At 70.0% G+C, this 12,567-nt stretch carries 10 protein-coding genes and 1 pseudogene; 6 read left to right on the top strand and 5 right to left on the bottom strand.

Annotated elements, in window-relative coordinates:
• Positions 1-12: 12 nt before the first annotated feature.
• The 3 genes and pseudogenes from B4E30_RS15270 to B4E30_RS15280 all read right to left on the bottom strand — a co-directional run.
• Positions 13-1,365: a hypothetical protein gene (locus B4E30_RS15270; protein ID WP_286796027.1), complete on the bottom strand. Its 1,353-nt coding sequence runs from the start codon at positions 1,363-1,365 to the stop codon at positions 13-15.
• A 93-nt stretch (positions 1,366-1,458) separates the two neighbouring features.
• On the bottom strand, positions 1,459-3,249 hold the full coding sequence (locus B4E30_RS15275; protein WP_286796029.1) for a DEAD/DEAH box helicase: 1,791 nt from the start codon (positions 3,247-3,249) through the stop codon (positions 1,459-1,461).
• Positions 3,250-3,387: 138 nt separating this feature from the next.
• Positions 3,388-3,969: pseudogene (locus tag B4E30_RS15280) on the bottom strand (PadR family transcriptional regulator); the annotation flags it as partial.
• Between the two features lie 188 nt (positions 3,970-4,157).
• On the opposite strand from B4E30_RS15280, the gene secA reads away from it, so the two are divergent.
• Both secA and B4E30_RS15290 read left to right on the top strand, forming a co-directional pair.
• Positions 4,158-6,962, top strand: coding sequence for a preprotein translocase subunit SecA (gene secA, locus B4E30_RS15285; RefSeq protein ID WP_194383486.1), 2,805 nt, complete (start codon positions 4,158-4,160; stop codon positions 6,960-6,962).
• Between the two features lie 80 nt (positions 6,963-7,042).
• Positions 7,043-8,269 (top strand): pyridoxal phosphate-dependent aminotransferase, encoded by a 1,227-nt coding sequence (locus B4E30_RS15290; RefSeq protein WP_071045367.1) that lies wholly within the window; start codon positions 7,043-7,045, stop codon positions 8,267-8,269.
• 4 nt (positions 8,270-8,273) lie between these two features.
• Here B4E30_RS15290 and B4E30_RS15295 read toward each other — a convergent pair whose 3' ends face one another.
• Positions 8,274-8,810, bottom strand: a complete 537-nt coding sequence (locus tag B4E30_RS15295) for an Rv3235 family protein (protein WP_348670325.1) — start codon at positions 8,808-8,810, stop codon at positions 8,274-8,276.
• Between the two features lie 31 nt (positions 8,811-8,841).
• Here B4E30_RS15295 and B4E30_RS15300 point away from each other — a divergent pair, with 31 nt between their 5' ends.
• Complete coding sequence (locus B4E30_RS15300; RefSeq protein WP_071045366.1) at positions 8,842-9,441, top strand: hypothetical protein; 600 nt, start codon at positions 8,842-8,844, stop codon at positions 9,439-9,441.
• A gap of 8 nt (positions 9,442-9,449) precedes the next feature.
• On the opposite strand, the gene B4E30_RS15305 is transcribed toward B4E30_RS15300, so the two are convergent.
• A complete protein-coding gene (locus tag B4E30_RS15305; protein ID WP_071045365.1) occupies positions 9,450-9,731 on the bottom strand; it encodes a helix-turn-helix domain-containing protein in 282 nt (93 codons plus the stop codon).
• Between the two features lie 101 nt (positions 9,732-9,832).
• Between B4E30_RS15305 and B4E30_RS15310 the strand changes: the two genes are divergently transcribed.
• The 3 genes from B4E30_RS15310 to B4E30_RS15320 form a co-directional block, all read left to right on the top strand.
• Entirely contained in the window at positions 9,833-10,462 is a 630-nt protein-coding gene (locus B4E30_RS15310) for an SAF domain-containing protein (RefSeq protein WP_286796032.1), read from the top strand.
• Positions 10,459-11,742 (top strand): AAA family ATPase, encoded by a 1,284-nt coding sequence (locus tag B4E30_RS15315; RefSeq protein WP_286796033.1) that lies wholly within the window; start codon positions 10,459-10,461, stop codon positions 11,740-11,742. The genes B4E30_RS15310 and B4E30_RS15315 overlap by 4 nt, the downstream gene beginning before the upstream one ends.
• Positions 11,743-11,751: 9 nt before the next feature.
• Positions 11,752-12,567 (top strand): histidine kinase N-terminal domain-containing protein (locus B4E30_RS15320; RefSeq protein ID WP_286796035.1); only part of this gene is annotated, 816 nt, incomplete at its 3' end.

The raw sequence follows: 12,567 nt of genomic DNA on the forward strand, positions 1-12,567 counted from the left end.
GAGCGCTGAGGATCAGTCGAACATGCCGTCGAGCAGGCCGCCGATGACGAGGCCGCCGAGGATGCCGCCCATGAGATCGCCGCCACCGCGGCCGCCCCGCTGAGGTCCGCCCCAGCCGCCGTTCCACTGATCGGGTCCGCCCGGCGGACGGGAGGAGTCGATGTCGCGCTGGGCGAGCTGGAGCGATTCGCCGGCGAGGGTCGCTGCGCGGCGGGACAGGACCATCGCCTGCTCGCGATCGTCTTCCGCGATGTCGGGCGCGGTCGCTGCCGATCCGCCGACGAGGCGGTCCAGGTCCTGCCGCACCCGGTCGGCCTCGGCGAGGCGGGTTCGTGCGTCGGCTCCGATCCATCCGCGGTGACCCGCGATCACGTCGCGGGCCACGTGCAGCTGCCGGTCCGCGTCGTCGATGGCGTGACGCACGTGGGCGAGGTCGGGGATGACGCGCCGTGCCCGCTCCTCAGCGGCGGCGATGGCCGCGTCGAGGCCGGTGTTCGCCTCACGCAGCCGGGACAGGTCGCCGAAGGGGTCGGTCTTGGCGCCGGGTGAGGGGAGGGCTGCCAGCGCGGACTGCAGGGCGGTCATCGCCTCGGCGACCGTCGGCACCTGGGGTGCGGACCGCGCGGCGACCAGGTCGCCGCGGGAGTCCTCCACGATCGCGGCGAGCGTCGACTCGGCCCGCAGCGCCTCGATCTCGAAGGTCTCGACGGCATCGACGAGCGTCGCCGCCCGACGGGCCGCCTCGGTCGCCGTCTCGAGGGCGAGATTGGCCTGTTCGCGCTGTCCCGCATCGCGCCGGCGCTCGGCGACGTCGGCGCTGTGCTCGGCGAAGCGCAGCAGCTGATCGGCCTCGGCCGCGTTGTCGGCGACCTGGCCGAGCGCGGCGGCGCTGTAGCGCTCCGCGAGGCGCGAAACCGTCTCTCGGGCGTGGGGGATCCGGGTGCGCAGGCGCTCCGCATCCCGTCGCACGCCGGCGATGATCTCCGGGGCGCGCCGCGCGCGCTCGATCGGTTCGGCGAGGGCGTCGGTGCGGTCATCCAGCAGCTCGTCGGCCCATGCGCACAGCTGCACGATGCGCGCATTGCGCGTGCGCAGCTCCTCCGGAGTGTCCGGGATCTCGTCGTGGTTCAGCTGGTGCAGGTGGAAGGCTTCGGCGAGGTGCGTGCGCACCGCGTCGAGGGCGTCTCGCAGATCACCGGTGGGTCCTTCGCCCAGCTCCGCCACGGCGAAGGCGAGCTCGTCGGTGGTGACGCGGATGCGCTCGTCCACCTCGACCAGAGCCCGCTGCGCATCGCGCGCGAGGTCGACGTCCTGGGCGTGAAGTTCTTCGCGTTCGCGCTTGCGTCTGCCCCAGAATCCGGCCATGACTCGATCCTACGAGCGCGACGGATGCCCTCGATGCGGGTTCGCTGAGAGCGCTCGTCGTCGCGCCGGCGCCGAGCCGCGGTCGAGACCCGGTCAGCCGTCGCGACGACGCGGCTTGCGGTCGCCGCGCGCGTCGCGCTCGCGGGGAGGGCGCCGCTCGTCGCCACCGCTGCGGCGTCGCGCCGGGCCACCGGTGTCCGGCCGGATCTCGATGAGTCGCCCCGAGATGCGGGTGTCGGACAGCCGGTCGAGCGTGTCGCGCGACATGTCGGCGGGCAGCTCGACCAGCGAGAAGTCGGGACGGATCTGGATGCGTCCGAAGTCGTCGCGTCGCAGTCCACCCTCGTTCGCCAGCGCGCCGACGATCTGGCGCGGCTCGACCCGGTGCCGCTTGCCCACCTCGATGCGGTACATCGCATACTGACCCGCGCGCCGCTCCGGGCGGTCGCCGCGGTCATTCTCGCGCCGGTCGTTCCGGTCGCGTCGGTCGTCGCGGTCACGGGGCGGTCGCGCCGGCTCGACGTCGGGGTCCAGCAGCAGCGGTGTCTCGCCCTGGGCGACGATCGCGAGGGCCGCAGCGACGTCCACCTCGGGCACGTCGTGGTGGCGCACGTAGTGAGCGACGATGTCGCGGAACCGGTCCACGCGCTCGCTCTCCGCGAGCGCCGCGGTGATGCGGTCGTCGAAGCGCGACAGGCGCGTCTCATTGACCTCGTCGACGCTCGGCAGGCTCATCTCGGTGAGCTCCTGGCGGGTCGCCTTCTCGATCGCGCGGACGAGCCAGCGCTCCTTGGGCGTGACGAACGAGATCGCGTCGCCGGTGCGTCCCGCGCGCCCGGTCCGGCCGATGCGGTGGACGTAGGACTCGGTGTCGGTCGGGATGTCGTAGTTGACCACGTGCGAGATGCGCTCGACGTCGAGGCCGCGCGCGGCCACATCGGTCGCGACGAGGATGTCGAGCTTGCCCGACTTCAGCTGATTGACCGTCTTCTCGCGCTGCGCCTGCGCGATGTCGCCGTTGATCGCGGCGGCGGAGTAGCCGCGGGCGCGGAGCTTCTCGGCGATCTCCTCCGTGATGCTGCGGGTACGTCCGAAGACGATCATGCCGTCGAAGTTCTCGACCTCGAGGATGCGGGTGAGCGCATCCATCTTCCGCTGCCAGGCCGTGATCAGGTAGCGCTGGGAGATCGTGGCCGAGGTCGTGGTCTTCGTCTTGACCGTGATCTCTTCCGGATCGTGCAGGTACTGCTTCGACATGCGGCGGATCGCCGCGGGCATGGTCGCCGAGAAGAGGGCGACCTGCTTGGTGTCGGGCGTCTCGGCGAGGATCGTCTCGACGTCCTCGGCGAAGCCCATCTTGAGCATCTCGTCGGCTTCGTCGAGCACGAGGTAGCTCAGCTCCGAGAGGTCGAGCGTGCCCTTCTCGAGGTGGTCGATGATGCGGCCGGGCGTTCCGACGACGATGTGCACGCCACGCCGGAGCGCCGACAGCTGCACGCCGTATCCCTGGCCGCCGTAGACCGGGAGCACGTGAACGCCCTTGAGGTGACCGGCGTACTTCTCGAACGCCTCGCACACCTGCAGCGCGAGCTCGCGGGTCGGTGCGAGCACGAGCGCCTGCGGGTTCTTCTGCGCGGGGTCGAGGCGGTCGACGATCGGCAGGGCGAACGCCGCGGTCTTGCCGGTTCCGGTCTGCGCCATGCCGACCACGTCGCGGCCGGACAGCAGGGTCGGGATGGTCGCGGCCTGGATCGCCGACGGCGTCTCGTACCCGATCTCGCGGAGGGCCTTCAGCACCGGATCGCTCAGGCCGAGGTCGGAGAAGGTCGGCGCGGCGGTCTCGGCGGCGGCATCGGATGCGGCGGGAGCGTCGGTTTCGGTCACAGTTCAGGGTAGGCGGCCCGGATGGGTGGGCGCCACCACGCCGAGCTCGGCCGCCGAAGAGGAGATCCCGTCTGCAGAGGATGCATCCGCGCGTTTTGGTCCTCCTGGCGCGGATTCTCCTCTGGAAGCGTCGCGGATCTTCGCGGGGCGACCCCGCTTGGGCCGCTCGGCCGAGACCTCGAGGGACATGGCGTGCTCCGGATGCCGTGCCAGGCGCTGCTCGGTGTGGTCGAGCCACCGAACCTCGGCTTCGGCGGCGAAGATCATCGAGTCGACCACGAGCGACCGGGCGAGCTCCTGCGGCCCCTCGGGGTCGCCCGCGGACTCCTTCGCGCGCTCGAGCGACTGCAGCTGCGCGAGCGATGCTTGTCGCTGCGCGTGGATGACCTCGCCGACGTCCACCCCCGGGAGGGTTGCCGCGACGGCCAGCTTGATCGCCAGCTGGTCCCGAGTGCCCTGTCCGCGATCGACGGGGGAGCCGAGCCATGCGGCGACCTCGGCCGAGCCGGCGCGCGTGATCGACCAGTAGACGTGACCGTGCTCGTCGCTGTCGCCCTTGATCACGAGGCCGTCGCGTTCGAGACGGTCCAGCGTGTTGTAGATCTGGCCGACGTTCAGGGGCCACGTCGATCCGGTGCGGCGCTCGAACTCGGTGCGCAGCTGATATCCGTAGCACGGGCCCTGATCGAGGATCGCGAGCAGGCTCTGACGAACGGACATGTGTCCTCCCACCTCCGGGGCGAACCAGCTCGATGGATACCGAGTATGTACATGCCGAGCATATGCATGTCGAGTATCGGAGTACCCAGCGCACGCGAAGGTCACGGGCCGATAACATGGTCGGGTATGCCCGCCGGGCGCCCGATGGCGTGCGCGGGAGTCGCCCGCCCGAGAGATGGAGACATTCCGTGGCAAACGCCCTCGAGAAACTGCTTCGTGCCGGAGAAGGCCGCATCCTGCGGCGCCTCCAGCAGACGGTGAAGGCCGTCAACGCGCTCGAGGAGGACTACACGCATCTCACCGATGAGCAGCTGCGCGGCGAGACGGCCGAGCTGCGCGAGCGGTTCGAGAAGGGCGAGACGCTCGACCAGCTGCTGCCCGAGGCGTTCGCGGCGGTTCGCGAGGCAGCCAAGCGCACGCTCGGCCAGCGCCCCTACGACGTGCAGATCATGGGCGGCGCGGCGCTTCATCTCGGCAACATCGCCGAGATGAAGACCGGTGAGGGCAAGACCCTGGTGGCGACCCTGCCGGCCTACCTCAACGCGATCGCCGGCCGCGGCGTGCACATCGTCACCGTCAACGACTTCCTCGCGTCGTACCAGTCCGACATCATGGGCCGCGTCTTCCGTGCGCTCGGCATGACCACTGGCACGATCGTGTCGGGTCAGACGCCCGACGTGCGTCGCCAGCAGTACGCCGCCGACATCACCTACGGCACCAACAACGAATTCGGATTCGACTACCTGCGCGACAACATGGCATGGCGCAAGGAGGACATGGTCCAGCGCGACCACTTCTTCGCCATCGTCGACGAGGTCGACTCGATCCTCATCGACGAGGCCCGCACGCCGCTGATCATCTCGGGGCCGTCGTCGGGGGAGGCGAACCGCTGGTTCGTGGAGTTCGCGAAGATCGCCCGCACCCTCGAGTCCGGTGTGGACTACGAGGTCGACGAGAAGAAACGCACCGTCGGTGTGCTCGAACCGGGCATCGAGAAGGTCGAGGACTACCTCGGCATCGACAACCTCTACGAGTCCGCGAACACGCCGCTCATCTCGTTCCTCAACAACTCGATCAAGGCGCTGGCGCTCTTCAAGCGCGACAGCGACTACGTCGTGATGAACGACGAGGTGATGATCGTCGACGAGCACACCGGGCGCATCCTCGTCGGGCGTCGCTACAACGAGGGCATACACCAGGCGATCGAGGCGAAGGAGGGCGTTCCGGTCAAGGCCGAGAACCAGACCCTCGCGACCGTCACGCTGCAGAACTACTTCCGCCTCTACGACAAGCTCGGCGGCATGACCGGTACGGCCGAGACCGAGGCCGCCGAGTTCATGTCGACCTACAAGCTCGGTGTGGTGCCGATCCCCACCAACAAGCCGATGATCCGCAAGGACCAGTCCGACCTCGTGTACAAGAACGAGGAGGCCAAGTTCGTGCAGGTGGCCGAAGACATCGCCGAGCGACACAAGGCCGGCCAGCCCGTCCTCGTCGGAACCGTCAGCGTCGAGAAGAGCGAGTACCTCTCGCGCCTGCTGGCGAAGAAGGGCATCAAGCACGAGGTCCTGAACGCGAAGAACCACGCTCGCGAGGCCGAGATCGTCGCCCGGGCGGGGCGTCCCGGCGCGGTCACCGTCGCGACCAACATGGCCGGTCGTGGTACCGACATCATGCTCGGCGGCAACGCCGAGTTCCTCGCGGTGCAGGAGATGAAGGCGAAGGGGCTCGACCCGCACGAGACCCCCGACGAGTACGAGGCCGCGTGGGACGAGGTCTACGAGGCGACGCGCGAGCGGGTCGCCGAAGAGGGACAGGCCGCGCGCGAGGCCGGCGGTCTCTACGTGCTGGGAACCGAGCGCCACGAGTCGCGCCGCATCGACAACCAGCTGCGCGGACGCTCGGGGCGCCAGGGCGACCCCGGCGAGAGCCGCTTCTACCTGTCGCTGACCGACACGCTCATGCGTCTGTTCCAGTCCGGGGCCGCCGAGGCGATCCTGTCGCGCACGAACTTCCCCGACGACGTCGCCATCGAGTCCGGCATGGTCTCGCGCGCGATCAAGAGCGCGCAGTCCCAGGTCGAGGCGCGCAACGCCGAGGTTCGCAAGAACGTGCTGAAGTACGACGACGTGCTCAACCGCCAGCGCGAGGCGATCTACGCCGACCGCCGTCACATCCTGCACGGCGACGACATCGCCGACCGCGTGCAGCACTTCATCGAAGACGCCGTGGGTGCCGTGATCGACGACCACACCGGCGCCGGTCACAACGAGAGCTGGGACTTCGATGCCCTGTGGACCGAGCTGAAGACGCTCTATCCGGTGGGCGTGACGATCGACGAGGTCGTCGCCGAAGGCGCCGGTCGCAAGGGCGGCATCACCTCGGAGGGCCTCAAGCGCGAGGTGCTCTCGGATGCGCGGATCGCCTACGAGTCCCGCGAAGAGACCCTGGGCTCCGAAGCCATGCGCGAACTGGAGCGGCGGGTGGTGCTGCAGGTGCTGGATCGCCGCTGGCGCGACCACCTCTACGAGATGGACTACCTCAAGGACGGCATCGGCCTGCGTGCGATGGCGCAGCGCGACCCGCTCATCGAGTATCAGCGCGAGGGCTACCAGATGTTCCAGTCGATGATGGGGCAGATCAAGGAGGAGTGCGTCGGCTACCTCTTCAACCTCGAGGTCGAGGTGCGCAAGGCCGCCGACGGGCAGCAGGTCACCCAGGTGGAGGCGAAGGGTTTGTCGGCCACGCCGTCGGACGGGCAGCGCCTGCAGTACTCCGCGGCCAACGACGCCGGCGAGGTCGAGGTGCGCAACGAGCGCGGTCAGGTGCAGCAGGCCGAGACCACCCGTGTGCGCCAGGCAGCTCAGGCGGCGCAGCCCCCCGCTGCCGAGGCCCCGCGCGGAGCCTTCGGGCAGAAGACCGACGGCGCGGATGCGCCCGCGGCCGCCCCGCAGAACCGCGCGCAGCGTCGCGCGGCCGGCAAGAAGAACTGATCGCCCGGCGGTGCCACCGGCATCCGATTGGCCTCACGGCCCGGACGGTGGCGCCGCGAGCGCGGCGATAGAGTGATCCGATGAGTCCGCTTCGCCCCCTCGACCAGTCGAGCAAGCTCAAGAACGTCCTGTATGAGATCCGCGGACAGGCGCTCGTCGAGGCCGACCGGCTCGAGTCCGAGGGTCACACGATCCTCAAGCTCAACACGGGCAACCCCGCCGTCTTCGGATTCGACGCGCCCTATCAGATCGTCCGCGACATGATCGAGGCCGTCCCGCACGCGCACGGCTACAGCGACAGTCGCGGGATCATGTCGGCTCGACGAGCCGTGATGTACCGCTACGAGGAGATCCCCGGATTCCCGGCGTTCGATCCCGATGACGTGTACCTCGGCAACGGCGTCTCGGAGCTCATCACGATGGTGATGCAGGCCCTGCTCGACGAGGGCGACGAGGTGCTGATCCCCGCGCCGGACTACCCGCTGTGGACGGCGATGACGAGCCTCGGAGGGGGGAACCCGGTCCACTACGTGTGCGATGAGCAGAACGGCTGGCAGCCGGACCTCGAGGACATCCGCTCGAAGGTCACGGATCGCACCAAGGCGATCGTGGTCATCAACCCGAACAATCCCACCGGTGCGGTCTACAGCAGGGAGGTGCTGGACGGGATCGCCGAGATCGCCCGGGAGAACTCCCTGCTGCTGCTCGCCGACGAGATCTACGACCGCATCCTGTTCGACGACGCCCAGCACATCCCGATGGCATCGGTCGCCCCGGACCTGCTGTGCCTCACCTTCAACGGACTGTCCAAGACGTATCGCGTCGCCGGCTACCGGTCGGGCTGGCTGGTCGTGACCGGCCCGAAGACCCACGCCGGTGGATTCCTCGAGGGGATCACCCTGCTGGCCTCGACCCGCCTGTGCCCCAACGTGCCGGCGCAGCACGCGGTGCAGGCCGCCCTGTCGGGTGTGCAGTCGATCGATGCCCTCATCGCCTCCTCCGGGCGCCTCCACGAGCAGCGGGATGCCGCGTGGAAGACGCTCGAATCGATCCCGGGCGTGACGTGTGTGAAACCGTCGGGTGCGCTTTACGCGTTCCCGCGGCTGGACCCCGAGGTGTACGAGATCCACGACGATCTCAAGCTCGTGTACGACTTCCTCGTCGCCGAGCACGTGCTGCTGGTGCAGGGCACCGGGTTCAACTGGCCGACCCCCGACCACCTGCGGATCGTCACGCTCCCCGAGGCTCGCGTGCTCACGGAGGCGATCGAGCGCCTGGGGAACTTCCTGGCCTCCTACAAGCAGTAGCGCCTCAGAGGAGTGCGAGCGACGTCGCGCGCCAGCGCCCGTCCATGCCTTCGAGGCGAATGGCGATGGCGCGGGTGCGCGCCGGACCGCGGACCACGACGACCGCTTCGACCGCGCCGTCGGCGGGCGAGGTGTGGCGCACCGACAGCACGGTGTGCACCGGCCGCGACGCGGGAACGCCGCGGGCGCTGCGGGCACGCGTGGCGAGGTTGGCGCGGGTGAGGAGCACGCGGAAGACGTCTTCGGTCATCCATCGTGCGAGCTGCTCGATCTCGCGCACGCCCGACATCACCTCGAGCACCCCGACGCTGAGATTGCGCAGCAGCTGCGTGGGCTCGGGAAGGTCGCTCGTCGACGTCGGCTGCGGTGCGAAGTACTCCGAGACCGCCGTGGTGCTCCACGGTCCGGATGCGGCGCGGGCTGCGCCTGAAGAGTTCTGAACCATGGCCCCCCTGCTCTCCTGTCGGTCGATCTGCCAGAAGTAGAGCACACAGCGGATGTTCAGGAACCGCCCGGAAGGCTCCTGTGGATAACTTCTCATCGAACCCTCATGTCGCGGCTAGCCTCGTCTCGTGCGCTGGGATCGCTTCTTCGACGACCTCGAAGATCAGCTCGCCTCCGAGTGGGAGGCCGAGCGCGCCGCGCTGGACACCGAAGCCGAGAGGCTGCGTCTGTCGCGGGTGTCGCTGCGCGAGAGACTGCTCTCCTTCGCCGCTGACCGGGCCTCGGTCACGGTCGCTCTCGTCGACGGTGCGCGTCTTCACGCGACCGTCGCCGGCGTCGGGGCCGACTGGTTCTCCGCGCTCGAGGGCGACGGCGGCGGTGCCGCGCTCGTACCGCTCGCAGCCATCACGGAGCTGGCGGCTTCCCACGCCGATCTCCTTCGATCCGCGCGCCCCGCTCCCCAGGGCTCCGCCCTGGCCGAGAAGATGACGTTCGGATTCGCGATGCGCGATCTGGTGCGACGACGCGTCGCCGTCGGCGTGCACCTTCACGCCGGTCGCCTGCTTCACGGAACCGTCGATCGCGCGGGCGCCGACCATCTCGATCTGGCGCTGCACGACGCGGGAAGCGCGCGGCGAGCTGCGGCGATCACCGGGTATCGGATCGTGCCGTACGGCACGATCGCGCGGGTGCAGGTCGACGCGACCACTCCCGTCCCCCTCGGCTGACGGGCTCCTCAGTCGGGGTTTCGCACCACGCCGGTGCCCCACAGCTCCGGAAAGCTCGCCGCATTCGACTGACGCCACAGCGCCATGCGTCGGGCTTCCTCGGCCTGATCGTCGAGGTATGCCGCCACGCTGGATTCCTCGATGCGCCACCGGGCGGGAGAACCCACGCGCATCCCCGTCAGTCGGCCCTGCTCCACGAGTGCCAGCACTTCGCCCACCTCGATCTGGAGCACCTCGGCGACCTGGGCCGGCGCGAGAAGTCGGCCTCCGGCGGTGGGCGAATCGGGCATGACCCCATTATCGACCCCGACCGTGTGTCGTCAGCGGGTGTCGCGAGCGTGTTGTGGATAACCTTCGGGGCCGGCCGGCGCGCTGCGACACGATGGTGCACATGACCAGCTCCGAAACCGTGCGCGCCCGCCGTCGCGCACCCTGGGTGGACGTGCGCTTCCTGCTCGGCATCGTCCTCATCCTCGCCTCCGTCGCGGGCGTGTGGTTCGTGGTGAGCGCTGCGCGTCAGACCGCCCCTGCGATCGCGGCCGCGACCACGCTCGTGCCCGGCGACGTGATCTCCGCGACCGACGTGCGCGTGGTCGAGGTGGCACTCGGAACCCTCGACGAGGCGTATCTGTCGCCGGAGGAGCTCGAGCTCGGGGCGGTGACCACCCGCACGGTGGCCGCCGGCGAACTCGTTCCGCACGATGCCGTCGGTGCCGGTGAAGACGCGGCGAGCACGACGATCGTGCTGCACACGGCGACCGACGTTCCGGCCTCGGTGAGCGCCGGGTCGGTCGTGGAGGTGTGGGCGGCTCCGCTGGCGGAGGACGGCGGCTACGAGACCCCGCGCATCCTGGTGCCCGACGCGACCGTCGTGTCCGTCGCGCGTGACGATGCGGTCGTCGGCACTGCCGATGTCGCGCTCGAGGTCGTGATCCCGCGAGCGGATGTCTCCGTCGCACTCGCGGCGATGGCGGACCAGTCCGCCCTGTCGGTCGTGCCCGCGGTCGGAGGCGGCCGATGAGGGCGATCCTCGCGGTCGATGACGAGGGGAGCACGGCCGCGTCGCGACTGCGCGAGGAAGGAATCGACGTCGTCGCCGTCGTCTCGGCGGACACCCCCGCGCGTGCCGCCGCCGACGGGGCATTCGGCGATGAGGGTGACGCGTTCTTCGGGGCGCTTGCCGAGGTCGACGTGCTCATCCTGCGAGTGCGCCGGCGCACCCTCACCGACGGCCTCGTCGGACTGTGCGACCGCCGCGCCGTGAGGATCGTGGCGCTGGTCGGAGATGACGACGACGAGCGCGTCGCGCATTCGTTCGGGTTGCTGACCATCCTGCCCGCCACGGCGGAGGCGTTCGCCGTGGCGGACGCGCTGCCGAGCGTCGCGGTCGCCGCGAAGGAGCAGTCCCGCCCGGCGACCGCGGGGCCCCGGACGATCGTGGTGTGGGGCCCGCACGGGTCACCCGGGCGCTCCACGGTCGCGATCGAGCTCGCCGTGGAACTTGCACGCGGGGATCGCCGTGTGGCCCTGGTCGACGCCGACTCGCATGCGCCGTCGATCGCGCTCTCCCTCGGCCTCGCCGACGAGGGCCCGGGATTCGCGGCCGCCTGCCGGCAGGCGGCTCTGGGCACCCTCGACGCCCGAGAACTCACCCGCATCGCGCTGCCCCTGGAACGCAGCGGCGTGGAGGTCCTGCCCGGAATCAACCGCCCCTCGCGCTGGCCGGAACTGGCCGAGCCCCGCGTCTCCTCGGCCCTCGAGGTCTGCCGCGATTGGGTCGATCACACCGTCGTCGACGTCTCCGCTTCTCTGGAGCAGGACGAGGAGATCATGAGCGACCTCGATGCGCCGCGCCGCAACGGTGCGACCCTCGCCGCCCTCCGCTCGGCCGATCTCGTCGTCGCAGTGGCGGCGGCGGACCCGGTCGGCGTCGCGAGATTCCTGCGCGGCTACGCGGACCTGCGTGCGGTGGTGGGGGCGACTCCGGTGCTCACGGTGGCGAATCGACTCCGCCCGGGCGCGCTCGGCATCGACGCGCGCGGGCAGGTGCGGCGCACGCTCGATCGATTCGGCGGCATCTCCGACGTGCGCTTCCTGCCGGCCGACGCCCGCTCGGCCGACGCCGCGCTGCTGGCCGCGCGTCCCATCGCCCTCGCCGCGCCGCGCTCGCCGCTGATCGCGGGGATTCGTCGGATCGTGGGGGATGCGGTGCTCCCGCCCACTCCGGCGGCGACCGCGCCGGCTGCGCGCGCGACCCGTCGCGGACGTCGCACGCACAGCGTGGTCGGAGCGACCTCTTAGGCTAGAGGCGTGTCGACCCTCAGCGATCTCGTCTACTCCCAGGGCCTTTCCGACGACGCCGACGTCGAGTGGCTGCATCGTCTGGCCGGCGACGGTCAACTGCTGGCAGACCTCGCCTTCGCCGACATCGTGATCTGGGTTCCGACGGCTGACGACTCTTTCGTCGCGATCGCCCACGCCCGCCCGAGCGGCGCGGCGACCCTGTTCTACCGCGACATCGTCGGTGACCGCGTGCGGCCGCAGTGGCGCACGCAGGTGCGCGACGCGCATCGCACCCGCGAGATCGTCGATTCGGCATCGCCGGACTGGTTCGAGGAGACGCCGACCCGGGTGCGGGCGGTGCCGATCGTGCGCGCGCAGGACGGCGGCTCGGTGTCCATCGGCGTGCTGACCCGTCACACCAACCTGGGCGAAGCGCGAACCCCGTCCCGCCAGCAGATCACCTTCAACGACTGCGCCGACGAACTGTTCGGCATGATCTCGTCGGGAGACTTCCCCGACCTGTCGGCCCCGACCGCTCCGCGGCGAGGGGCGCCACGTGCCTCGGACGGGCTCATCCGACTCGATGTCGACGGCATCGTCACCTTCGCCAGCCCCAACGCCCTGTCGGCGTTCAATCGGCTCGGTTTCGACGACGAGCTCGAGGGCGAGCCGCTTGTCGAGGTGACAACGCGCATCATTCCGGAGAAGCGACAGTTCGACGAGTCGCTTCCCCTGGTGGTCACCGGCCGGGCGCCGTGGCGGAGCGATGTCGAGGCGCGCGGCGTGACGGTCTCACTGCGCACGATCCCGCTGCGCGACCGCGGCACGCGCATCGGCGCGATC

Origin of the sequence: Microbacterium sp. UBA3394 (assembly GCF_002358725.1) — a bacterium.
GTDB classification, from domain to species: domain Bacteria; phylum Actinomycetota; class Actinomycetes; order Actinomycetales; family Microbacteriaceae; genus Microbacterium; species Microbacterium luteum.

Bases quoted from the DNA above. Each gene is read 5' to 3' on its own strand.
- B4E30_RS15290 (WP_071045367.1), top strand. From the start codon at position 7,043: ATGAGTCCGCTTCGCCCCCTCGACCAGTCGAGCAAGCTCAAGAACGTC.
- B4E30_RS15315 (WP_286796033.1), top strand. From the start codon at position 10,459: ATGAGGGCGATCCTCGCGGTCGATGACGAGGGGAGCACGGCCGCGTCG.
- B4E30_RS15305 (WP_071045365.1), bottom strand. From the start codon at position 9,731: ATGCCCGATTCGCCCACCGCCGGAGGCCGACTTCTCGCGCCGGCCCAG.
- B4E30_RS15310 (WP_286796032.1), top strand. From the start codon at position 9,833: ATGACCAGCTCCGAAACCGTGCGCGCCCGCCGTCGCGCACCCTGGGTG.
- B4E30_RS15270 (WP_286796027.1), bottom strand. From the start codon at position 1,365: ATGGCCGGATTCTGGGGCAGACGCAAGCGCGAACGCGAAGAACTTCAC.
- B4E30_RS15295 (WP_348670325.1), bottom strand. From the start codon at position 8,810: ATGAGAAGTTATCCACAGGAGCCTTCCGGGCGGTTCCTGAACATCCGC.